19 protein-coding genes and 2 pseudogenes are annotated in these 22,394 nt (G+C 59.6%); 9 read left to right on the top strand and 12 right to left on the bottom strand.

Going from position 1 to position 22,394, the window contains the following annotated elements:
- Positions 1-97: 97 nt before the first annotated feature.
- Complete coding sequence (gene ptaA / locus AC3WP7_RS26080) at positions 98-1,183, top strand: pyoverdine biosynthesis transaminase PtaA (RefSeq protein ID WP_102592564.1); 1,086 nt, start codon at positions 98-100, stop codon at positions 1,181-1,183.
- A gap of 310 nt (positions 1,184-1,493) precedes the next feature.
- Here ptaA and AC3WP7_RS26075 read toward each other — a convergent pair whose 3' ends face one another.
- Positions 1,494-2,213 carry a hypothetical protein gene (locus AC3WP7_RS26075; protein ID WP_093128306.1) on the bottom strand — a complete coding sequence of 240 codons (720 nt, stop codon included), beginning with the start codon at positions 2,211-2,213 and terminating at the stop codon, positions 1,494-1,496.
- A 253-nt stretch (positions 2,214-2,466) separates the two neighbouring features.
- On the opposite strand from AC3WP7_RS26075, the pseudogene AC3WP7_RS26070 reads away from it, so the two are divergent.
- A pseudogene (locus AC3WP7_RS26070) lies at positions 2,467-2,550 on the top strand (hypothetical protein); the annotation flags it as partial.
- On the opposite strand, the gene AC3WP7_RS26065 reads toward AC3WP7_RS26070, so the two are convergent.
- A complete protein-coding gene (locus AC3WP7_RS26065) occupies positions 2,547-3,794 on the bottom strand; it encodes a 2-aminoadipate transaminase (protein ID WP_093513863.1) in 1,248 nt (415 codons plus the stop codon). The pseudogene AC3WP7_RS26070 and the gene AC3WP7_RS26065 overlap by 4 nt on opposite strands.
- Positions 3,795-3,877: 83 nt before the next feature.
- Positions 3,878-4,777 carry a LysR substrate-binding domain-containing protein gene (locus AC3WP7_RS26060; protein ID WP_102592565.1) on the bottom strand — a complete coding sequence of 300 codons (900 nt, stop codon included), beginning with the start codon at positions 4,775-4,777 and terminating at the stop codon, positions 3,878-3,880.
- 144 nt (positions 4,778-4,921) lie between these two features.
- On the opposite strand from AC3WP7_RS26060, the gene AC3WP7_RS26055 reads away from it, so the two are divergent.
- Positions 4,922-5,950 (top strand): amino acid ABC transporter substrate-binding protein, encoded by a 1,029-nt coding sequence (locus AC3WP7_RS26055; protein WP_102592566.1) that lies wholly within the window; start codon positions 4,922-4,924, stop codon positions 5,948-5,950.
- Between the two features lie 11 nt (positions 5,951-5,961).
- Here AC3WP7_RS26055 and AC3WP7_RS26050 read toward each other — a convergent pair whose 3' ends face one another.
- The 3 genes from AC3WP7_RS26050 to AC3WP7_RS26040 all read right to left on the bottom strand — a co-directional run bounded on the left by AC3WP7_RS26050 (position 5,962) and on the right by AC3WP7_RS26040 (position 10,235).
- The gene (locus AC3WP7_RS26050) at positions 5,962-6,975 is read right to left on the bottom strand and encodes a diguanylate cyclase domain-containing protein (RefSeq protein ID WP_092249328.1); all 1,014 of its coding nucleotides are present in this window, start codon (positions 6,973-6,975) and stop codon (positions 5,962-5,964) included.
- 136 nt (positions 6,976-7,111) lie between these two features.
- Entirely contained in the window at positions 7,112-9,004 is a 1,893-nt protein-coding gene (locus tag AC3WP7_RS26045) for an alkaline phosphatase D family protein (protein ID WP_102592567.1), read from the bottom strand.
- 433 nt (positions 9,005-9,437) lie between these two features.
- Entirely contained in the window at positions 9,438-10,235 is a 798-nt protein-coding gene (locus AC3WP7_RS26040; RefSeq protein WP_102592568.1) for an MlaA family lipoprotein, read from the bottom strand.
- A 166-nt stretch (positions 10,236-10,401) separates the two neighbouring features.
- Here AC3WP7_RS26040 and AC3WP7_RS26035 point away from each other — a divergent pair, with 166 nt between their 5' ends.
- Together AC3WP7_RS26035 and AC3WP7_RS26030 are read left to right on the top strand one after the other, a co-directional pair.
- Positions 10,402-11,112 (top strand): response regulator, encoded by a 711-nt coding sequence (locus AC3WP7_RS26035; RefSeq protein WP_093128324.1) that lies wholly within the window; start codon positions 10,402-10,404, stop codon positions 11,110-11,112.
- On the top strand, positions 11,109-12,428 hold the full coding sequence (locus tag AC3WP7_RS26030) for an ATP-binding protein (RefSeq protein ID WP_102592569.1): 1,320 nt from the start codon (positions 11,109-11,111) through the stop codon (positions 12,426-12,428). The genes AC3WP7_RS26035 and AC3WP7_RS26030 overlap by 4 nt, the downstream gene beginning before the upstream one ends.
- Positions 12,429-12,490: 62 nt before the next feature.
- Here AC3WP7_RS26030 and AC3WP7_RS26025 read toward each other — a convergent pair whose 3' ends face one another.
- The 3 genes from AC3WP7_RS26025 to AC3WP7_RS26015 all read right to left on the bottom strand — a co-directional run bounded on the left by AC3WP7_RS26025 (position 12,491) and on the right by AC3WP7_RS26015 (position 15,920).
- Positions 12,491-14,734: an ATP-binding protein gene (locus AC3WP7_RS26025; protein ID WP_102592570.1), complete on the bottom strand. Its 2,244-nt coding sequence runs from the start codon at positions 14,732-14,734 to the stop codon at positions 12,491-12,493.
- On the bottom strand, positions 14,731-15,345 hold the full coding sequence (locus AC3WP7_RS26020; RefSeq protein ID WP_092249308.1) for a biliverdin-producing heme oxygenase: 615 nt from the start codon (positions 15,343-15,345) through the stop codon (positions 14,731-14,733). The genes AC3WP7_RS26025 and AC3WP7_RS26020 overlap by 4 nt, the downstream gene beginning before the upstream one ends.
- A gap of 194 nt (positions 15,346-15,539) precedes the next feature.
- A complete protein-coding gene (locus tag AC3WP7_RS26015) occupies positions 15,540-15,920 on the bottom strand; it encodes a response regulator (protein WP_092249305.1) in 381 nt (126 codons plus the stop codon).
- A gap of 183 nt (positions 15,921-16,103) precedes the next feature.
- Between AC3WP7_RS26015 and AC3WP7_RS26010 the strand changes: the two genes are divergently transcribed.
- From AC3WP7_RS26010 to AC3WP7_RS26000, 3 genes are all read left to right on the top strand, one after another.
- Positions 16,104-16,478, top strand: coding sequence for a c-type cytochrome (locus tag AC3WP7_RS26010; RefSeq protein ID WP_071489217.1), 375 nt, complete (start codon positions 16,104-16,106; stop codon positions 16,476-16,478).
- Positions 16,479-16,481: 3 nt separating this feature from the next.
- The gene (locus AC3WP7_RS26005) at positions 16,482-18,581 is read left to right on the top strand and encodes a hypothetical protein (RefSeq protein ID WP_256579959.1); all 2,100 of its coding nucleotides are present in this window, start codon (positions 16,482-16,484) and stop codon (positions 18,579-18,581) included.
- Positions 18,582-18,648: 67 nt separating this feature from the next.
- Positions 18,649-19,215: a hypothetical protein gene (locus AC3WP7_RS26000; protein ID WP_092249296.1), complete on the top strand. Its 567-nt coding sequence runs from the start codon at positions 18,649-18,651 to the stop codon at positions 19,213-19,215.
- A 3-nt stretch (positions 19,216-19,218) separates the two neighbouring features.
- Here AC3WP7_RS26000 and AC3WP7_RS25995 read toward each other — a convergent pair whose 3' ends face one another.
- The 3 genes and pseudogenes from AC3WP7_RS25995 to AC3WP7_RS25985 form a co-directional block, all read right to left on the bottom strand.
- The gene (locus AC3WP7_RS25995; RefSeq protein ID WP_306459258.1) at positions 19,219-19,560 is read right to left on the bottom strand and encodes a hypothetical protein; all 342 of its coding nucleotides are present in this window, start codon (positions 19,558-19,560) and stop codon (positions 19,219-19,221) included.
- Between the two features lie 145 nt (positions 19,561-19,705).
- Positions 19,706-19,993 carry a colicin E3-like toxin immunity protein gene (locus tag AC3WP7_RS25990; protein ID WP_071496423.1) on the bottom strand — a complete coding sequence of 96 codons (288 nt, stop codon included), beginning with the start codon at positions 19,991-19,993 and terminating at the stop codon, positions 19,706-19,708.
- A gap of 15 nt (positions 19,994-20,008) precedes the next feature.
- Positions 20,009-21,172, bottom strand: a pseudogene (locus AC3WP7_RS25985) (S-type pyocin domain-containing protein).
- Positions 21,173-21,327: 155 nt separating this feature from the next.
- Between AC3WP7_RS25985 and AC3WP7_RS25980 the strand changes: the two are divergent.
- Positions 21,328-21,963, top strand: a complete 636-nt coding sequence (locus AC3WP7_RS25980) for a type VI secretion system amidase effector protein Tae4 (protein ID WP_256579961.1) — start codon at positions 21,328-21,330, stop codon at positions 21,961-21,963.
- Positions 21,964-22,394 lie beyond the last annotated feature (431 nt).

The following is a 22,394-nucleotide window of genomic DNA, read 5'->3' as shown; positions in this document are numbered from 1 at the left end:
TTTTCTTGGACGGGGTTTAAATCCCCGGCTGCGTTTATCGTCATACCCCTCAGTACGTGCTGTGCGAATCCATCACCCGCCTACAAGGAGTAGCCCTATGGTCAGCGTAAGTCGTCGGTCCCTTCTCGCCCTGGGCGCCGCCCTGCCTCTGCTGGGGCGCCTCGATTGGGCGGTTGCCAGCCCGCCGCCGACCAAGACTGACAAGGTGCTGCTCAACTACAACGAAAGCCCCTATGGGCCCTCTCAGGTCGCCCGCGAAGCCATGCAGAAGGGAATCGCCACAGCCGGGCGTTATCCCTACAAACACATGTACGCCCTGGCCGGGCTGTTTGCCCAGCAGCAGGGGATTGCCGAAGAACAGGTGGCGGTATTTGCCGGCTCCATGGCTGCACTGCGCTATGCAGTGCTGGCATTCACCAGCGAGACCCGCGGTCTGGTGATGGCTACGCCATCCTACGAAGTGCCACGCCAGGCGGCGCAGGCGAACAAGGCCTCGGTCAAGGAAGTCAGCCTCAACGCCGACCACGGCCATGACATCCCGGCCATGCTCGCCGCCGACCCCCAGGCCGGCATGCTTTACCTGTGCAACCCCAACAACCCGACCGGCACCGTGACGCCCACCGACGCCATCCGCCAGGCCTTGGCACACAAACCCGAAGGCAGCGTGTTGGTGGTGGACGAGGCCTATATCGACTTCGCCGACACGCCCAGCGTGGTCAGTTGGGTCAAGGACCACGATGACCTGCTGGTGCTGCGCACCTTCTCGAAAATCTACGGCATGGCCGGCGCCCGCCTGGGCCTGGCGGTCGGTCATCCGGCGCTGCTGGAACGCCTGGCCGTGTTTGGCGGTGACAACGTCCCGGCGGGCAGCACGTTGCTGGGCGGCCTAGCCAGCCTGGAGGACGTGAAGCTGTTGCCGCAACGCAAGGCCCTCAACAATCAACTGCGTGATGAGACCGTGGCGTGGTTGAAAGGCCGGGGTTTCACCTGCACCGCGTCACAGGCCAACTGCTTCATGATCGACGTGAAGCAACCGGCGGAGCAGGTGATCGAAAAGCTGGCGGCGCAAGGTGTGATGATCGGCCGGGTGTTTGAAAGCTGGCCGCAGTGGGTACGGGTGACGGTGGGGGACAAGCAGGATATGGCGCGGTTTCGCGAGGTGTTTGCGCAGCAGGTCAGTTGACGCGACGCCGAACACATGTGGGAGCAACTGTCTTGATGACCATAACTTGGCATCCCTTTCAAGGTCTTTGAAAAACCGACCCTATCTGGCTGATACCACTCCATTAAGGGCGAACACTGCAACTGTGGCGAGCGGGCTTGTCCCGCGTTGGGTTGCGAAGCGACCCTTGAAGGAGGAATGCGGTGAGTCAGGCATTCTTCGGCCGCGGGTTTCAGGGCTGCTTCGCAGCCCAACGCGGGACAAGCCCGCTCGCCACAGAGTACTTATCGCCTGTTCTACCTAAAGACCTTGAAAGGGCTGGGATTAAGGGTTACTGCTGCGCGATGCTGTACCCATCAAACGCCGTCTGCTGCTGCAACGCAGTAATCACGCTCTTGCGGTTCAAAGGCTGTTCGGCGCCGGCGTTATCCACAAAGCTCTCGACTTCCAGCTCCGCTTCATCCCCTTCACCCACAAAGCTGAAGCCCAGGAACTCGAACGCCTCACGGTCAATGTTCAGCTTCGAGCGCGGCGTGCGCAGCGGCAGGGTGACGCTGATGCCATCCTTGCTGATCACAAACACTTCGGCTTCTTTCTTCGGGCGGGATGCCTTGCTCTTGCCGGCGCTCGGGTTGCTGATGGCCTGGTGGCTCTGGTTCAGCACTTTCAACGCCAGGCCGTAGACCAGCTCCTGGAACTCGGGGTCGTCCTTGAAGCAGGACAGGATGCGGCTGATGGAGAACTGGCTGCTCAAGTTTTCCAGGGCGGCATTGTCGGCGGCCTCGGCGTCCTTGAGCTGTTTGAGCTGACCCATCAGGTCGTAGGCCTTGTCGTCGTCGAAGGCATCGTGGGCCTGACGGATGGCCACGCGCAGTTCGCGGATCTGGTCGCTTTCCTTGGAGGTGTGGAACGCGTCCAGCACCATCTCGCTGATGATCTTGGCGGCGGGCAGATGCTGTGAAAGATTGATGGCGTTTTCGTATTCGGCTTTGGCGTGCAAGGCGACGACGGATTCTTCGGTGGCAGATTGTTCGGTGTAAGAATCGGACATTGAAATTTCACTACTTCAGTAAACGAGGACAAAAAAGCGTCGGGCATTTTCAGGGGGGCGGGAGGTCAGGTCAAGGCAGCACACTGCCTTTGAGGTTCCGCTGATCCATATCAAGTGGCTGCTTGGGGAATTTCGCGACAACAAGCCTGGGGCTTGGCTGGCCCTGGTGATCTGCCTGATGACGCATAAAAACAATTGCACACCTGAACCGAGGAGACCACTCCAGGTCAGGTTTTAAAGAAATATTGCGATGTTCTCGGGTCAACCGCGCCCGGACTTCCCCGACACGGTCAAGGACTGGCCGAACGGCGGCAGGCCCGTGGATGCGCGCTACTAGTCCAACTGCTTGAGGCAGGCCTCAAGGATATCCAGGCCTTCCTCCAGTACTACGGGTTCGATGGTCAGCGGCGCAAGCAAACGGATGATGTGCCGCGACTTGCCGCTGGGCATCAGCAACAACCCGGCGCCCCGCGCCAGGCCCAATAGTTGAGCGAGCTGTTGCGGTGCGGGTGTGCCGTCGGCGTTGGCCAACTCGATGCCGCGCATAGCACCGACACCGGTCAGGCGGCCCAGGTATGGCAAGCCTTGCGCGCGCCAGCTCTCATAGCGGCTGACGATGGCGTGTTGCTGCTGTGCGCCCCAGGCGTGCAGGTGTTCGTCGGTCATCGCATCCAGCGTGGCCAAGGCCGCCGCACACGCGATGGGGTTGCCGGAATAGGTCCCACCCAAACCGCCTTTGGGCAGGTTGTCCATCAGCGCCTTGCGCCCGACCACGGCGCCCAGCGGCACTCCACCGGCGATGCTTTTGCCGAGCAGGATCAAGTCCGGTTCGATACCCAGCCGCGAAAAGGCAAAGCGCTGGCCGGTACGGCCAAAGCCTGACTGGATTTCATCGGCAATCAGCAGGATGTTGTGTTCATCGCAAAAGCGTCGCAGCGCCTGGGCAAACTCAACGTCCAGCGCAAGAAAACCGCCTTCGCCCTGCACCGGCTCGATGATGAAACAGGCCACATCGTTGACATCGATTTCCACGCTGAACAGGCGCTCCATGGCCTTCAACGCCTCGGCGCAGCTCACGCCGTTGTCGGCACTCGGGTAGGGCAGGTGATACACCGGACCCGGCAGCACACCGACCTTCTGTTTGTAGGGCGCTACCTTGCCGTTGAGGTTGAGCGTGGCCAGCGTGCGGCCGTGGAAGGCGCCGTCGAAGGCGATCACCGCCGTGCGGCCAGTGGCGCCGCGTACGATCTTCAGGGCGTTTTCCGCGGCTTCCGCACCGCTGTTGGTGAGCATGCCGCTGACTGGGTAGGTCACCGGGATGAATGTGGTCAGCCGCGCCATCAGTTCGATGTAGGGTGTGTGCGGGGCGGCGTTGAACGCGTAGTGAGTCAACCGGGTGGCTTGGTCACGAATCGCCTCGACCACGCCCGGGTGGCAATGACCGAGGTTGAGCACACCGATGCCGCCGACAAAATCGATGTAGCGTTTGCCAGTGGTGTCCCAGACTTCGGCGTTCTTACCGTGGCTGAGGCTGATGGGGTGAACGATGGAAATCGACTGGCTGATGGTTTCGTGGCTCATGAATCGCAGACTCGGCAGTGACGGGCGTCTTTTTATCTAAGCCGGGCACCTACCCTCGTCGCAAACGAAATAAAGTCGCCGGGTCATGACTGAAAATCGCGATGTGCGCCTACATAGTCGACCATCCAGCTCAGGAAAGCCTTCACCTTGGGAATCTCGCCGGCATGTTCGGCATGGGCGATAAAGTGCGCGCCGCTGCTGGGCATCGCATAGTCCCATGGAATCATCAGGCTGCCCTGGGCCAGTTCTTCGGCCACCAGGTACTGCGGCACCAACGCGACGCCGTAGCCCGATTGCGCCGCACGAATGCACATGTAGAACGTGTCGAAGCGCGGCCCGTGGTAGCTGTTCTGCGAGTGCAGGCCCTGTTCCAGGAACCACGCATGCCAGGCCTCCGGGCGCGAGGTGCATTGCAGCAGGGTGTGACGTGACGAAGCATCACTGCCTTCGGCGACAAAACCCGGCGCACACACCGGCACCACCGCCTCACGGAACAGCTCGATGCAGGTCGCTCCCGGCCATGAACCCTGGCCGAAGAAAAACGCGATATCTGCCTTCGCCTGCAACACATCGAACGGCTCCAGCTCGTTGCGCACGTCCAGGTGGATGTTCGGATGCTTCGCTGCAAAATCCTTGAGCTTGGGCACCAGCCAGCGGTCGCCGAAGGTCGGCTGGGTGGCGATGCGCAGCACTTCGGTCTCGCCGCCGTAGGTGAGGATGTAGCGGCTGGAGATGTCCACCTGTGTGAGGATTTTGTGCACTTCGGCCAGGTACAGCGACCCGGCCGGCGACAGGTACAAACGCTGGCGCACCCGGTCGAACAGGTTGTGGCAGAGCATCTCTTCCAACTGCGCGACCTGTTTGCTCACCGCACTCTGGGTCAGGTGCAGCTCTTCGGCGGCACGGGTAAAGCTCAAGTGGCGGGCGGCTGCCTCGAAGCATTGCAGGGCAGTCATCGAAGGGGTCAAGCGTTTTGAAATCATGCACTTCATTCCAAATCGGAAGGAGCCTTTGCCTAAAGGTCGTTTGTGGCAGCGGCGCAAAGCCGTTGATACTGCCCGGCAGCACTATAAACCGGCGCGGGCTGCACGACGCCGAATAATAAGGAATGACAGGGAGAGCCTTGCATGAACCCATTCAAAACCACCTTGGCCGTGATCGGCGCCACCGCTGCATTGGGCCTGGCGAGCAGCGCGCAGGCGGGCGTGACCCTGGACGCCATCCAGAAGAAAGGCTTCATCCAGTGCGGTGTCAGCGACGGCCTGCCGGGTTTTGGCGTACCGGACAGCACGGGCAAGATGACCGGCATCGATGTGGACGTGTGCCATGCGGTGGCGGCGGCGGTCTTCGGCGACGCATCGAAAGTGAAGTTCACCCAGTTGACCGCCAAGGAGCGCTTCACCGCACTGCAATCCGGTGAAATCGACCTGATCTCGCGCAACACCACCTGGACCAGCTCCCGCGATTCGGGCATGGGCCTGGTGTTCACCGGCGTGACCTACTACGACGGCATCGGCTTTCTGGTGAACAACAAACTGGGCGTTACCGGCGCCAGGCAGTTGGACGGCGCGACCGTGTGTATCCAGGCCGGCACCACCACCGAGCTGAACGTCTCGGATTACTTCCGCACCCACGGCATGAAGTACACGCCGATCACCTTCGATACCGCCGACGAAAGCGCCAAGGGCCTGGAAGCCGGGCGCTGCGACGTGCTGACCACCGACCAGTCGGGTCTGTACGCCCAGCGCATCAAGATGGCCCACCCGGACGAGTTCGTGGTGTTGCCGGAAGTGATCTCCAAGGAACCTTTGGGGCCGCTGGTGCGTAAAGGCGATGATGAGTGGTTCAGCATCGTCAAGTGGACCTTGTTCGCCATGCTCAATGCCGAGGAAATGGGCATCACCTCGCAGAACGTCGAGGAGCAGGCCAAGAGCAGCAAGAACCCGGATGTTGCCCGGTTGCTGGGAGCTGATGGCGAGTACGGCAAGGACCTCAAGCTGCGCAAGGATTGGGTGGTGCAGATCGTCAAGCAGGTGGGTAATTACGGCGAGGTGTTCGAGCGCAACATCGGCCAGGGCAGCGTGCTGAAGATCAAGCGCGGGCTCAATGCGCTATGGAACAACGGCGGCATCCAGTACGCACCGCCGGTTCGATAGCACGGGGGCTGTTATTCAGATACTCCATCTTTTCCCGCCGCTTTGGCGCGGTACAACGCCTGGTCGGCACGCGCCATCAGCGCGGCGGGGGACTCATCCTGTTCGCGCTCGGCTACACCCAGGCTCAAGGTGACTCTGAAGTCGCCGCCGTGCGAGCTGTGTTTCAATTGCTGGCGGATGCTCTTTGCCAGTGCCTTCGCACTGTCCAGCGAGGTCTTGGGCAGGACCAGCACAAACTCGTCGCCGCCCCATCGGGCCAACAGATCCCCACGGCGAATACAGCGTTGCAGGCATTCCACTACCTGCACCAGCGTCTGATCGCCCACGCCATGACCGAAACGGTCATTGATCGGCTTGAAGTCATCGATATCCATCGCGATCAGCGTCAGCGGCAGGCGAAAGCGTTGGGCGCGCTCGCATTCTTCCAGCAGCACTTTCTCCAGGCGGTAGCGGTTGGCGACCAGGGTCAGGGCATCCCGTTCGGCCAGCGAGCGGTTTTCATCCAGCTGTAGCTGCAACTGCTGGTTGACCCGCGACAGCTCGCGTGTGCGCTCGGCCACCAGCGCCTCAAGGGATTGATTGCGTCTTTCCAACTGTTCGACGGAGCATTTTCGCAGATGAATGTTGCGATGGGCGCCCACCATCCTTGCGACCGAGCCGTCGGCGTTACGCGCAATCACGTAGCCACGGTCTTCGATCCACAAGTAGCTGCCGTCTTTTTTGCGACAGCGGTACTCGGCCTGGTAGTAAGGGGCACGCCGGTGGATGTAATCGTCAAACAACTTCATCACTTGGGCATAGTCGTCCGGGTGAATTACGCTTTCCCAGGTGAATACACTGTTCTCCAGCGCGTGGCGGGGATAACCCAGCATTTCGTACCAGCCTGGGTTGCGGTAGACGAACCCGGTGTTGGCGTTCCAGTCCCAGATCCCGTCGCTGACCAACTCCAGCACGGTGTGCAGCATGTCGGCGTTGAAGTGAGAGAAGTCCTGTTCCAACGGGTTGTTGTCGGAGTTATCGACCATGTGCGCATTCCTTGCCTGAGCAGGCCTCAAGGCCTGCCGTTGTTGACGCCGATACTCCGTGGCTGGCGCTACTGTACAACGGGGCCTGGGTGCTTTGAATAGGGCAGATGTACGGCTAAAGGTTGATGGCTAATGGCTATTGATCAGGTGCCATCATCTCCGTCCGCCCCTTCCCATCAGCGTTGTGCTGGTAGATCGTTTCAGGCTGGCCTTGCTCGTTGAAAAACACCTGGCCGATCCCCGCCGAATTCCACAACCGCTCGCCGGCTTCGGCGTGCTCGGGAATATGCGGCACCACCTGCATACTGCGACGGCGCGTGAACCCGTTGAGGGGCGAGCGGGGTGAGTAGAGCCAACGGTTGAGCCGGTCAAACCATTCCAGCAGGCGTGGGGGGAATTCATTCTTGATGCCACTGCTGGTGATCTGCCAGATCCTGGGGCCCGCGTTGCGATGGCGGATCAGCACTTCGTAGACGAATGAATAGTGAACGTCACCTGAAAGGATCACGTAGTTACCCGGTGTACGCGAGTGGCGAAAGATATTGAGGATCACCTGGGCAGCGCCACGGTGGGCCATCCAGTTTTCCGCATCCACCAGCAACGGGTGGCCGCACCAGCTGAAAATCTTCTGGACCGTCTCGATCAACTTCACGCCAAAGATGGGGGCGGGGGAAACAATGATGGCCGAAGGATGGTCGAGCAGTTCCTGTTGCAGCTCACTCAGCGCCTCCCAGTCCAGCAGGCCGGACGGTTGCTTGAGGGTGAACTCGCTGCGCCACCGGCGTGTGCGGGTGTCGAGCACCACCAGGGCCGGGGTAGTGGGTAGCACGTAGTGCCATTGCTGGAAGTTGAGCAGCGCTTGGATCAAATCATCCTGGGCGGCGGCTTGCAGGTGGTTGGCCTGGGGCTGGCAGGTGAGCGACTGGGTTTGGCTGACCAGTTCGTTGAACGCATCCGGCTGGTTGCCCCAGCCCTGGCAGAGCAGGTAGGCCAGCAGAGCGTTACCGATGATGCGTTTGGAGAACGGGTGGCCGTAGGCGGTGGCTTCCCATTGGGCGCTGAGGTTCCAGTCGTCGGTGATGTCGTGATCGTCAAAGATCATCAAGGTGGACAGGTGCGCGAACACCCGAGCGACGCCTGGCAGGCCATTGCGGAATCGCTCGAGTTGCACGTGTTCGCGGAGGTAGCGCGGCTGTTCTTCTGTGCTCAGTTGCGGCGCTTCAGGCGCGATCAGTTCCCACGGCGTCGGCGACCATACCAGCAGGTACATCGCGATGACTTCAGCGAAGGTCACCAGGTGATTGTCGGCAGTGCTGCTGGTGAAGATCGGCTTTTTCACACCGCCAAAGAAGCGTTCACGCAGGGTTTCGTTGCTGTCCAGTGCCGGCAGCAGGTCGGCGCGATGGTAGTAGCTGGCACGATGTCCGTAGAGGCTGGCGCTGTCATCGATCACGGCGCCCTCCAGGTATTCATCGAACAGGCCCAGGCGTGCGATCAATGCATGTATGGCGCGCAACATCGGCCCGGCCACATCGTCGGCGTACACCTGGTCACCGCTCATCATCAGCAGGGCCGGACGCTCGGCGGCAGTGGTGGCATCGGCCAGCAGGCGGTCGACACACAGCAGGCCTTCATCGGCGCTGTGGTGGGGTTTGCGGCATGAGCCGTGTACCAACTGGTGGATGCGGCTGTGCAAAACGAAGCTTGGGTATTGGGCGTTGGCGTACAGCAGGTGTGGCGCCCAGTCGGCGATGCCGGTGTTGTCGAACAGCAGGTCGTAACGGATCGTTATGTCCTGGGGCAGGGCATCGTCCAGCGGTACATCGATCAAGTGGATAAAAGCATGGCGCCCCACCGGAACGACCTGGCAATGATCCAGGTTGATCTCCAGGGTTTGGGCGGGCAGATGCAACTGCAGGGTCAGTTGCAGGGCTCGACTGCCCACCAGCCACAGTACCAGGCGCCGGGGTTCGAGGCGGCGCAGCAGTGGGCCGGCCAATACGGCGGGCAGTTTATCGAGGTGCGGCATGCAGGTAATGGTTCCACGCTGGGTTTAACCGGCAAGGTTAGCCCAGTGAATGTCATGGTTTTGTTAAGCAGGAGTACGAAGGGCCGTGCACTGCCCTTCGTATCAAGGCGGGTTAGAGCAACCTGCCTTGACCCAGTGTGTCTAGCCCACCTCCGCTTTTGCGACGGTCGTTGGCGGCCGTGCTCCCAGGATCGGCGGCGTTCAGTTGCGAGTGTGTGACGTCAATGCTGCGCTTCCTGCGCTGGGGCTCTGCATCATCCTGCTGCAGTGGGGGGTAAAAGCTGCCCAGTGTGTGATTGATTGCGCTTGGCATGGATGTTTCCTTATAGCGTTTAGAGGATGACTTCGCCTGTTGCAGCGAAGTGAGGCCAAACATAATGACGGCATAGCGAGTAGGCTATAAACCCACTGCTGCAAGAGATTACATGGTTGGCTACCGCGCTCTGAAGTCATCCGAAGCGCTGTTCGCACAACTGTCCAGCGCAGGAGATGTCGCGCCTGCCTGGCCCTCGCGCACAAAAGCCGCCCGATTTTCCGCCAATACATTACGCAACGCGCTGTAGTAATCCGGCAGTTTCTGCAGGCTGTCGGTGAGCGGTAACAATGATGCACGGGTATCGACCGTGCCGCCCACCAGGCTGATGGTGCCCAGGGTTTGCACGGTATCGCTGTCGCCCAGTGGCGAAACCAGGAAGCTCAAGACCTTGCCCGCCGCATCCCGGCTATTGCTGGTGCCCAGCAACGGCAGTTCGACAATCGGCCCATTGCCGATCCCCCACACGCCGAACGTCTGGCCGAAGTCGGCTGTATGGCGCGAGATGCCCAGGCGGTCCGACACATCGAACAGCCCCACCACGCCCACCGTCGTGTTCACGGCGAAACGCCCCAGGGTATTGACCGAGCGTCGCGGGTTGCCTTGCATGAGGTCGTTGATAAACACCGCCGGCTCGCCGAAGTTGCTCGCAAAGTTATGCACACCCTGCTGGAAAAAATCCGGCAGGTCACGGTAACCACGTGCTATCGGCGCCAGGGCGTAGTTATCCACAATACGGTTGAACGCAAACACGCCACGGTTGACTGGCTCGGCCGGGTCATACACCGGGTAATTCACCTGCGCACAGCGAGCAGGTGGCGCCACCTGGGTTGGGCTTGCGCAGCCCGTCAGGTAAGACACTGTCAGCAACAGCACGGCCTGGCGGGCCAGATGCCGGGGGTAGGTCAACGAGCGCATGGGCACAGCCTCCGCAAAAAAGGGAGGCCGATCCTGGCAGTGCAACCTTGCGCAAAGATGTCTGGTTTATTGCGGCGTTGACGCTTTATTGCACGATTGAAATATATGACGGACCGCGCCGAATGGTTTTAGATAGCGCCTCGAACCCACCCAGTGAAGACCGTCGGTGAGCAACTTGTTGATTGTGGACGATGACCTTGAAGTCCTCGCCCTGCTGAAGAAATTTTTCCTGCAACACGGCTATGGGATCGAGACGGCTGCCAGTGGCGCCGAGTTGTGGGCGGCCATGGAGCGCCAGCCGGCTGACCTGATCATCCTCGACCTGATGCTGCCCGGTGATAACGGCCTGCTGCTGTGCCAGCGCCTGCGCCAGCAATATGCGACGCCGGTGATCATGCTCACTGCCATGGGCGAACTCAGCGACCGTGTGGTAGGCCTGGAAATGGGCGCAGACGACTACTTGAGCAAACCATTCGATGCTCGCGAATTGCTGGCGCGGGTGCGCGCGGTCTTGCGTCGGGCGGGCGAAACGCGACTGCCTATGGGGGAGGTGGCACGCCCCCGGATCCACTTTGCCGGCTGGCAGTTGGACCTCACACGCCGCGAATTGCGTTCGCCCGACCAGGTGATGATCCCGTTGTCGTCCGGCGAGTTCGACCTGCTGCTGGTGTTCACCGAACACCCCCAGCGCGTGCTGACCCGTGAGCAGTTGTTGAACCTGGCGCGAGGCCACAGCCACGACGCTTTTGACCGCAGCATCGACGTGCAAGTGAGCCGCCTGCGTCGCAAGCTGGAATTCGATACCAAACGCCCGGCGATGATCCGCACGGTGCGCAATGGCGGCTACCAATTCACCGTCAGCGTGACCCGTTCATGAGTCGCCGCCCACGCGACACCGTGGCGCGCTGGATCGCCCTGACGGTGCTGGTCGCGATGTTCACCGCATTGGCGTTCAACGCCCTGTTCGTGCAACTGGCGGGGGTTTGGGCACGGCCGCCGCTCACCGAGACCGGGCTGCTGGAAAAGATCGCCGTGGTGGTGCGTGTGATCGAAGCGTCGGAGCCGGTGCAACGACCGCGTCTGGCCGAGGTCATGGCTGATGACGCGTTCAGCGTGAGGTGGTCGGCGCAGCGAACCGCCTTTGATCTACCCGTGCTGAATGACCCGGATTTCCAATCGGGAGAACAGGCCTTCGAGCACCTGCTGGACGGCCCGATCCGTCCCATGGAAGCCTATGAACCGTCTGACTGGCCCGACGGCAATGGCCACTACCTGCTGCTGATGCAACTGGCCGATCAGTCCTGGCTGATGTTTACCGCGCCTGCCCGCAGTTGGGGCCTGGACGAGGGCGCACGCAGTGTGATCGTGGTGTTAATGGTGCTGATCTCCACCGCACTGGTCACCCTGGTGGCCACTCGGCGACTGGCGCGGCCGCTGCAGGACTTTGCCCAGGGCGTGCGGCGCTTTGGTGCAGACTTTCGCGCACCGCCCATCGAGCCGGTGGGGCCCCATGAAATCCGCCAGGCGATCCTTGCGTTCAACAGCATGCAGGCGCAATTACGCCACTTCATCCAGGACCGCACGCAAATGCTCGCGGCCATCTCCCACGACCTGCGCGCACCGCTGACGCGCCTTCGCCTGCGCGGGGAATTCATCGAAGATGCCGACCAGCAGCAGCGGCTGTTTCGCGACGTCGATGAAATGCAGGCCATGATCAACACCGCCCTGGAATTCTTCCGCGATGACGCCCGGCTGGAGCAGGCTACGCAACTGGACCTGGCCGAGTTGCTGCAAACCCTGATCGACGACTACCGCGATCAGGCGATCGACATCACCTTTCGCGGCCCGCCACGCCTGGTGTACTTCGGCCGGCCCCTGGGCCTCAAGCGGGTGATCACCAACCTCGTGGACAACGCGATCCACTATGGCATCGCGACGGAGATCGAGTTGCAGCACACACAGGACGAGGTAGTGATTCGCGTGCTGGATCGCGGGCCGGGCATTGCGGCCGAATATCGGGAGGAGGTGTTCCTACCGTTCTATCGCCTGGAAGGCTCACGCAACAAAAGCACGGGCGGTGTCGGCTTGGGACTCTCGACCGCTCGGGCGATTGTGCTGGAACATGGCGGCACCGTGACCCTGGCTGAGCGCCAGGGCGGAGGGCTGGAAGCGGTGGTGGTGTTGCCCGTTTAAACATGGCTTGTGGCAAGCCCGCTCACCACAAAAGTCTCGACCTTCACAGTCGGGACGTTCAGTCAGGTATGCGAGTCGTCGATCACCTTCGGCACCGTAAACCGGAACTCACTTCCCCGACCCACTTCACTTTCGGCAACGATCTTGCCGCCATGGGCCTGGACGATGCCTTGGGTGATGTACAGCCCCAACCCGCTGCCGGTCGGGTTGTTTTCCGTCTGGGTCCAGTAGCGATCGAACACGTACGGCAGTTGTTCCGGCGCAATGCCTTCGCCGGAGTCGCGCACAGAGAACACAATCTCTTCGCCATTGCTCATGGCGCTGATGCCGATGTTGCCCTGGCGCGGAGTGAACTTGATCGCGTTGCCGATCAGGTTCGACAGCACCTGGAACAGACGCTCCGGGTCGGCATTGATCTGCAGGCCCGGCTCGGCGTTGAAAGACAGGTCGATGCCCTTATCCATCGCCAGCGGTGCCAGCAGGGAATAGGCTTCCTCGAAGATCTGGGTCACGTCGAGTGCCACCGGCTTGACCACATACCGCCCGGCCTCGATTTTCGAGGTGTCGAGCAAATCCTCCAGCAGTACGTTCATGCGCCCGGCCGCCTGTTGCATGGTGTCGATGGCCGAGGAAATTCGTCGCGAGGTGTGTGGGCCATCGGAGCTGAAGGCCTTTTGCATCATGCCGCACAGCATCGAGATCACTGTCATCGGGTTACGCAGGTCGTGGGACACCACCGCCACCAGTTCATCACGCGCACGCACCGCTTGTTGCTCACGCAGCACCTGGCGCGCCAGGTCGTTTTCCAGGGCCGAGCGGCGCAGGTCGTTGGCGGCAAAGTGGTCGCCATGGCTCCACTTGGTGGAGATACCGGCCATCTCCACTTTCCAGATTTCAAACGAGGTACGTGGGCGAAGGCGCAGGCCAGCGTCGGAGTTTTCCAGGTCCAGCGGTTTTTTCGGGTCGCCACTCCAATTGATGTTCTCTTTCACTTCCGGACGGAACCACAGCACAGCGTTATCCACCGGCTTGGGCAGGCTCATGGCCAACACGCCACTGGCCACCTGCTGGAATTCGGCGGCCGGCGGGTACACCGACACCAGGTTATGGCTGGAAAACACCGGCTCGCTGCGCCCTTGCAGCCACTTGTGCAAGGCGCGGATCTGCGCCGGCTCCGGGCAGTTGCCGTAGCGGTGCAACTGCTTGTCTTCGATGATCGCCACGCCGCCGGACAGGGTCAGGTCCATCAGTACCTGCGGTTGCTGGGCCAGGCCGTCGAATACGTTATCTTCCGAGCGTTTCATCGCCTGGTCGAGCAACGCCAGGGCCTCGACTTTTTCCTCGCGCTGACGGCTCAGGTCCAGGGCCTCCATGGCGCTGATCTGCAACGACAGCACCTGGCCTATGGTCTGGCAGGTGGTGCGCAGCTCGTTCGGCACCAGCAGCGGCTCGCGGTTGCCGCAACTGATCAGCCCCCAGAGTTTGTCGCCCTTCATCAGCGAGATGCTCATGGACGACAACACGCCCATGTTCTGCATGTACTGGCAGTGAATCGGCGACACGCTGCGCAGCGTGGCAAAGCTCAGGTCCAGCGGCTGGCCGGTGTCCGGGCGCAGCTTGGGCAACAGTTGAACCGGCTCGTAGGCCGCGTTCGGGATGATGCGTAGCCAGTTGGTGCGATACAGCTCGCGGGCTTGCTCCGGGATGTCGGACGCGGGGAAGAACAACCCGTTGAACAGCTCCATGGACGGCGCCGACGCTTCGGCGATCACCTGGCCGTGGCCTTCCTCTTCGAAGCGGTAGATCAGCACGCGGTCGTAGCCGGTCATGGCCTGGATTTCAGTCACGCTGATTTCGTACAGCGCTTGCAGGGTTTTCGCCGACTGCAAACGTTGCAGCATCTTGCCCAGGTCACTGGTGCGCCCGTTCAGTGCCCGTGGGCGGAAGTCTTTGAGACGTGGCTCGAATTCCAGCACCAGCACATTCTGATGGCGGTGCAGCAGGCCTTCGAACTCTGCGCCGTTAAAGGAAACGTGCAGCGGTGGCGCGTCAAAAAACGTGTTGTTTTCGGCCATGGCGGCAACCGCCTGGGCGGGCTCGGCGCCCATCAGCGTGTGCAGTGGCTGGCCCAGCAGCGCCTCGGGCGCATGGCCGAACAGGCTGCCCACGTTGGCACTGACCTGGATGATAGTCAGCTCGGGCTCGGACAATGTCAGCAGCACGCCATGGGGCTGGATCGCCCCCGGGAAGCGAATCGGCTCGTCGGCACAGTTGGCAAGCAGCTCTTCAAAATCTTCGGGTTTCATAGCAGTACCTCCTGGCTGTCGAGCCATTGCTCAAAGCAGCGGAACGTTGAACGGGCTGCCTCTACCGCGCGTTGTTTGGCGGGGGCATCCAGCGGCAGGCGGCCCAGGTAATCGAGAAAGTCTTTCCAGCGTCGACCGGTCTCGGCGCCGTAGACATTGAGAAACGCCCCACCGTTGTCGGCGTTGACGTCCAGGCGCTGGGCCATTTCCCGGCGCAGCACTTGGCCGCCGAGGGTTGCGCCTTCCAGCACGTACAGGGCTCCGAGGCAGGCGGCGGGGGTGTCGAGGGTCGGGAGTTCGGCGCAGCGGGGCAGGGCGCCGATAGCCTGTTCATTCAGGCCCAGTGCATCCAGATCGTGCAGTAGCGTCGGGGTTTTCGTACGCGCCCCCTGATCGAAGCCCTCAGGGATCAACTCACATTCGTACAGCGCCGCTTCCATCGGTCCATAAAAACCGTAGTACGCCTCAAGCAAGCGCTGATACCAATCGGCATCCAAATGCTCAGAGAAAAACGGCAGGCGCTTCTCCAGCGCCACATGCAGCAGGGCCGTGCCTGTGCGCAACGTTTCCAGCAAAGAGGGCGCACCAACGTCATGGGCCTGTGAATGCATTCAGTGAGCTCGAACTGTGGGCCTCTCGGCCATGAATGACGCGTTAAACGGGCGACAATTCTACACAACTCATGGCGGGCAGCTGTACGCGCAAGGCGAAAAGGCTGACCAGCGGATCAGAAAAGTCGCTCCTTGCTTGCATAATGACCCTGGACGGCGCCATGAAGTTCGATCTGAATGATGTCGTGACGCTATCAGTGCATTGACAAGCCTTGTTGGGTCAACGCCGTTTGTACGCACTCAATCAAATGCTCAGTGCTCCACGGTTTGGGCAAAAACCGCACCGAGCCGCCCAACTGCGCCGCCAACTTGGTATTCCCCGAGGTCAACACCACCGGCACCGTCGGCCAACGATGGGCCACCACCTTGCTCAGGTCATAGCCATTGAGCAGGCCCGGCATCTGGATATCGCTGACAATCAGGTCGACCGGATCATCGGCCCGCTCAAGATAAATCATCCCCTCATCCGCCGAAGGAAACGACGTCACCAGCGCGCCGAAATCCTCCAGTACATCCACCATTAACGCCCGAATGATTTCGTCGTCTTCCAGCACCAAAATCGATGGCTGAGCCATGATCCTTACTCCACCATCAGGGATTCAGTAAGGTGGAGTGGGATGGGTTGGAATAGGTTCGATTGGATGTGTACCGGGCGATGGATGGTCGTTTCAGAGCGCTTCCCGGGCTGTTACCAGAAGCGGCGGAGGGAAATTGATACAGGCATAATCGGCCTACCGTTGCCGGCTGTGGAGCCTTTGATGAAATACGCCTTTTTCACCCTCGCCCTGATCCTTAACGCAAGCCCCGCTCTGGCGGCCGGCGACGCCGAGGCGGGCGGCAAGCTCTTCACCAAGACCTGCGGCGGCTGCCACAGCATCGGCGAAGGCGCGCGCGGCGGTTTCGGCCCGCAACTCAACGGCATCATCGGCCGGCCCGCCGCGACGACCACGGACTATCAGTATTCCGACGCGATGAAAAACTCCGGTGTGGTCTGGACCCGTGACAAGCTCGCGGCCTATATCGAGGCGCCGAAGAAGGTGGTGAGTGGTACGCGGATGATCTTCTGGGGTATCAGCGACCAGGAGAAAATTGAAAACATCCTGGCGTATCTGGAAACCTTCCAGCCCAAGTGATTGGTGTCGATCGAAGCCTGCGGGCTTTACCTTAAAAAAACCAGAGGCACGCTGATGGACCGGCAACTGCTCAAGCTCGCCCGCAACAAACAACTGGCACACCCCGCGATGCTCGACGAGTTCGACATCAACGATTGGATTGTGAAATACCAGGCGCTTTATCCTGGGCACAGCATCGAAAGAGGCTTCCTGGAAGGTGCACGCTGGCTGAACACCCAATTTAAACGGGTGAAGAGCAGCCGTCTGCACTATTCGTTCAGTACAGATGAGCCGCTGACGTATGACGCGCTGATCAGCGCACATATCGGGTCGGCCAATCACTTCTTCTGCGCAATGTCCGCCGAGGCCCTGCACGCCGTCGAGGCCAACCCGACAGCATCCCTTGAAGAGCACCTTTCATTCCGTTCTTCATTGACCAACGGTGAGTCCGGCCTGCCACCGGATCACCTCAACATGCTGCGGCTGGATTCGCTCTGCGGGCCGATCTGGGATCTTTATCAAAACCGCCATGACCTGCGTGTGCTGTTCCCCGACAATTGCCCGCATATGCTCAGCGCTATCAACTTTTTTGCCTATGAAAGCGACCTGGTTCAACTGACCCATAGTTTCAAAAAAATCTGGCAAGAGTTGTTGTACGGCGGCATGGAGTTTTTTGCCGACTCCAAAGGCGTACTGCTCTCCTCTGCGTCGGAGCATCTGGATCTGGTCAAAGTGATTTATGAATACCGCCGTGATCACCACAACGGTACCAACGGTCTGAGAATTTCCAATGACCTTCATCAGGGTCGCCAAACCTATGTGCCCCGGCTCGGGTGGCAGCGCTATATCCAATGCGTCGGCACTGACGTGTTGTCGATCGGCAACTGGTCTGAATTAAGCGACAGCGTCCAGACAGCCGCGCTTTATGCGTATCTGTCGCCGTATTACATGATCGACGAGTACCTGCATCCGTTGTTCGATGCCTCTCCCGACCCGGCTGTAAAAAGTACCGAGTGCCAAAACCTGCTGCATATCTGGCTGCACCTTGCGGTGATCGCGGCGCAACTCAAAGAGCGCTATGGTCAGATGCCTGCGCCTCGACAGTGGGAAGACCTGCTCAAGCTGTGTCCGCGGTTTTCCCGCAACACTCTTGTCGAACGGCTTGCAGAGTCCACGGGGCTTGCAGTTGAACAGGTAAACGCGGCCATTGATCTGCTCCTTTACGAGGCCAAGAGCCTGCAGCACGACCTGTGGTCGCGACCGTTGGTGAAGGTGGATGAAGACGTACTGATTCCGATCAGTGCGCCGTTGACGGCCAGCATCTCCAGGAATTTTGATATCTGGCTCAGCATCATCGACCCCAAAGGGAAGCAACGCGGACGACTGTTTGAACGTTACCTGCTCGCGGTGTTGGAAGATTGTCGCAAAACCAACCCGATCATGGCGGGCTTGACATGGTTGGGGGCGGTGAAGTTCAGAGGACCGTCCAAGGTTGTCGAGGAGATCGACCTTGTGTTCTCGTTTGGCAGTCTGCTGGTGGTGTGTGAATTGCGCAGTCGTCGAGCACCGATAACACCGCTGGATTACCACAACGATTTTTCCGACAACAATGGCATCATCCATAAAGCCCGCCAGGCGCGGCGAAAAGCCCAGCATATTCAGCAAGGACTGGGGGCATTTTGCAGCCAGTATTTTCCTCACCTCAGCGACGCGTCCGAAGTCACCGTGCTGCCGTTGGTGATCGTCAGTGGTCCTTATCACGCCGGTTTTGCATATGACGACGTGCCCATTCTGGATCCTCACTTGCTCAGGCATTTTCTCAAGGATGGCGAAGTCCGGTTTGGAGGACGCGCGGACTCCGATACCGCTCACGACTACGGCTATGCCTTATATAGCGATGTGGAAAGTGCGCAGCGTGAGTTCGCAGGTTATGCCGCGAACCCGGCTCTGATCAGGGTCTACCGAACCATGGCCCAGCCCCGGCTGCACAGGTACCCCCTGCGGGGCGAACAGGCTCAGCCAGTGCGGAGTCTGTTCTACGAGCTTTCGGGTTTCAGCTTCGAGGAACAATTGGCCGTGGCACAGTCGGTTTCAGGCGGCAAACTGCGCAAAATTGACAGGTGATAAGGTTTGGAACATTCCCTGTGAGCCCTAGTCTCTTCATCACCCTCATTCGATAAGGATATCCTCCGTGAAGCGAATCGCATTGCTCTCCCTCGCTCTGGCCCTGGGCGCCTGCCAATCCAACCAACGCGACTCATCATCCAGCCTGTTCAAGGACGGCATTCAGTTTCGCCAGAAAACCGTGGCTGTGGATGCGGAACACGCCAAAGTCATTATGAAGTCCAGTGGCGGCACCCCCGCCGTCGACTTCTCGATCAGTCGCGAAGGCGATCCTGACTCACGCATGGAAGCCCTCGGCACGGTGATGGACACCGGCGAAGGCAAGGTCTTCAACTGGATCGCCAAGCTCAACCAGACCGTGGCCAGTGCGGGCTTCAAGCGTTTCCCACAACTGGAAATCCAGGCCGACCCCGGCAAGAAACTCACTGTATCGGGTTACGCGAACGACACCCGTACTGGTTACTACTACACCTGCGGGCCGGAGATGAATACGTTTAGCCCGGAGAAGGCAAAAGTGTATCTGGTGGAATTCCAATTCAAGGGTTCGGGGTGTGAGCAGCATGTGTATGACGTGACGGACCCGGCAAATCGGGTACCGGTGGCTGAGGCGGGGAGTGGGGGTAAGTCGGGTTGAGGGTTAGCCGTGGTGTGGTAGACCCTGCGGGAATACCACACCGTTGAAAGTGTGGGTGCAGCAGTTGCAGAAGGGTTTCATCTGCTCGGGCGTCAGCTGTGGGTTGACCTTTTGCAGCAGGCCGCCTTCGTCGACCCACAAGCCGCTGTAGTAGCTGTTTTCATCCGTTCTCACGTAATCCTGCTTGTCGCTTTCATGTTGCGCGACCATCCAGAACATCGGCTCCGGACGATCCAGGCGGGCGTTGGCTTCGCTGAACACCTGATCCCATGGGTGACCGACTTTGGAAAGTAGAAAGCGGAATAGCGGGGTGTAATCAAAGCCATGCCGTTGATGGCTATGCATCGAACCGCGGTTTGATTGTTTGTCTTTTTCGCTTTTGGTGTGCCGCTCATACCGGTAGGCGCGACAACTGCCGTGGCGCACGCCATGGGTTCGGGTGTTGACTGAGCGGTAGAGAAGGGGCTTTTGCGATGTGGGTTTCATTGCATCACGACGCCTTTTTGGATTGTTTTGGAGGCGGTGGCCAGGCGCCTTGGTAGCGGAAGGAGATTTGGTAGTCGAGGCGGTTGGGTTGGATCACGTGCTGGAAGTACGGCTGAATTAGCGTTATCCAATTGGGTTGGACGTTGAATACGTCGGCATATATCGCGGTCTCTTCGCTTAAGCCCAATGCTTCAAAAATACTGTCTGGGTCAGCGATATCCGCTGAGTATTCATCCGCTTTCAAGTCATTGCTGTGCTTTTCGTACCATCGCAGTCTGATTTTCATCACCATTTTCAGAATTCCTCTTTATCTATAAATTCGACGTTTCGGGTCCGCCGGTCCTCGACGCTCGGCGGTATAAGGATCAAATGCACCGAGGTGTTCCAAGTCACTTTTTCGATAGACTTCCAGCTCGGCTTTCTTGGAATCCCATTCAAATATTCTTTTTCCTTTTGCGTCTATCCAACGTTCGCGTAAGCCAACGCCCCCTCTTCTTGGCGTCACAGGCCTTTGCGGAATCAGACCAGGGAAGCCTGTTATATCTTCGGCTTTGGGGGCTGGGAAGTAGTCATGGTCTGGGTTTCTGAGCCCTTTCCTTGGCTTGTTGACCACCACATACAGCGGCCGTACCCCCGACTCCACCGGGAACACCAGAATAAAATCCCGATACTCCGGCGGATAAACCGGGTTCACCAGAATCTGCGCCGCTTTCTCCGTCGGCGGATAAATCCAGATCATCGGCGCTTGCGGCGCAGCCTCCAATGGCGGAATCCCCAGCGTGTCGCTGGGATCAACGGCGGGTGTCCAGATCAACTCCACACCCTCACCCAAATCCGCTACAAACTGATCGCTACGGTTTTGGAACTGCACCACATCAATCATCTGCCAATCGGCATGGTTGCCCGTGTAGAACCCATACCCCTTGAGCGTGCCGTCCTCGCGTTGCTCGATATGCAACCGCATCTGCGACCGCGCCCGTTGCATCGAACGCAACTGCTCCTCGCTGTAGAGCGCGCTATCACCCAGCTCTGACGGCCAGGCCAGCGCCACCAAGCCCGTCAGCAGGCCCCCGGCGACCGGTCCAACGGCAGTTGCCGCCGACTCCCAAACCGCCGACCGCAACGCCAACTGCCCCAAGCCCGCGGGCAATGTGCTGCCGCCGATCTTGCGCTAGGCAATCGCGCCCCTGCTATCCGCCTCACGCCCACCCAGCAGGCTTAAGTGGCCATACTCCTTGATCAGCTCCAGCGGGACATACCCGGCCGGGTCGAAGTAATGAGTGATGCCGTCAGGCAGTTGGCAAGGCTTCATGAAGACGCAGCCGGGAGGTTTGGCTCGCGTAGGGGCTGGGGCAGGGGATGGCTCGAAAAAATCAACCGATGGCGAATACGGCGCACGCGATGGCTGCGGCGTCAGGATGCGTTGTTTGCGTAACTCTTCTTCGGTGGGTGGGTAAGAGCGTTCTGGCATGACGGCTCACTTCCTTGTGCGAGGAGGTGAGCCTACGAAGGCGGAGCGATGGTAGGTATTGGCTTTGTTCGATGGCTGGCGTGGGAAAAGGCAACAGGTTGTCAGCGCTCTAGAAGGCGAGCGTTTGAGCGCCTTGATCCACACGCGACAGGCTTGTGCGTATTGTCCTGCAAGCCAAGCCTATGTCTTGCGTAGGACCGTTCTGGATTCGCTCTGGCGTTCTCTTTATCCGCACCGTGTTTGCTACGGTCGCGGAAAAAATACGCATGGAAAGCAGAATGCTGACATTCAATACCCTATGGAAAAACCACCCGGAAATCTTCGGCGACGCGGCGCCATGCAGAACCAACGGTGCCAAGAATTTCAGTGATCAATGCGCGATCAATCTTGGTGTGGCACTGCGTAGATCTGGCGTTGACCTGAGCAGACTAAGCAGCGTGCGCTATTGTTGGCAGCATCCCAAAAGCGAGGGGCACATACTGGCCGCAGAGGAAATGGCCAATGCATTAAGCCGCGTCATCATTCCCGGTTTACGAAGCATGAAGAAGATAAAACCCGAAAGCTTCGAAGATGAGTTGGCTGGGCAACAAGGCATTATCTTCTTCAAAGACTTTTGGCGCCGGGGAAACGAAACGTTTGGTAATCGCAGTGGTGATCACATCGACTTATGGAACGGGCGGCGGTTGACGGACTGGTTGAGCTACCCGCGTATTCAGCTGGGATTTTCGATTGAAGGGACGTTCTCGGATTATCACGAGTCCAGGGAGATATGGTTTTGGAAGGTTGCCTGAAAGTTGTTAAGGGGGTGGTGTTTGTTGTGCTGGTGGTTGCGGTGGCACTTGGGGTGTTTAACGGGGTGGTAGTGGTGCTATCGGCGTATTTTGGACCGTTTTATGAGGGGGATGCGGAGCAGAGTCGGAATTTTGGGCTTTGGCTGGTGGGGAATGGGGTGGTTGTTGTCGGGGCAGTGACGGGTGGGGTGGGTTGGTATCGTAGGCTTCTGCGAAGGAGGTGATGAGCTTACCAAGCGGAAGTAGGAGCCGATTCGGTAGCGCCCGATGTTGGTGTTTCGAATATTGCGATTTTCGTTTGTTTCGTTTAGGTTTGGTCTCAACTGAATTTCGAAACACCGGAGTTGCATCATGAGGGACTGTCAGATTTTTTGTGTGCGGGCCGGTAACGGCCTGCCGTCAGGCAGGCCCTAATTCTCACCAGGTTGGCC

This window comes from Pseudomonas sp. FW305-3-2-15-C-LB1 (assembly GCF_058787615.1).
The sequence above is the reverse complement of the archived record's forward strand: the minus strand, read 5'-3'. Positions and strand labels throughout refer to the sequence as shown.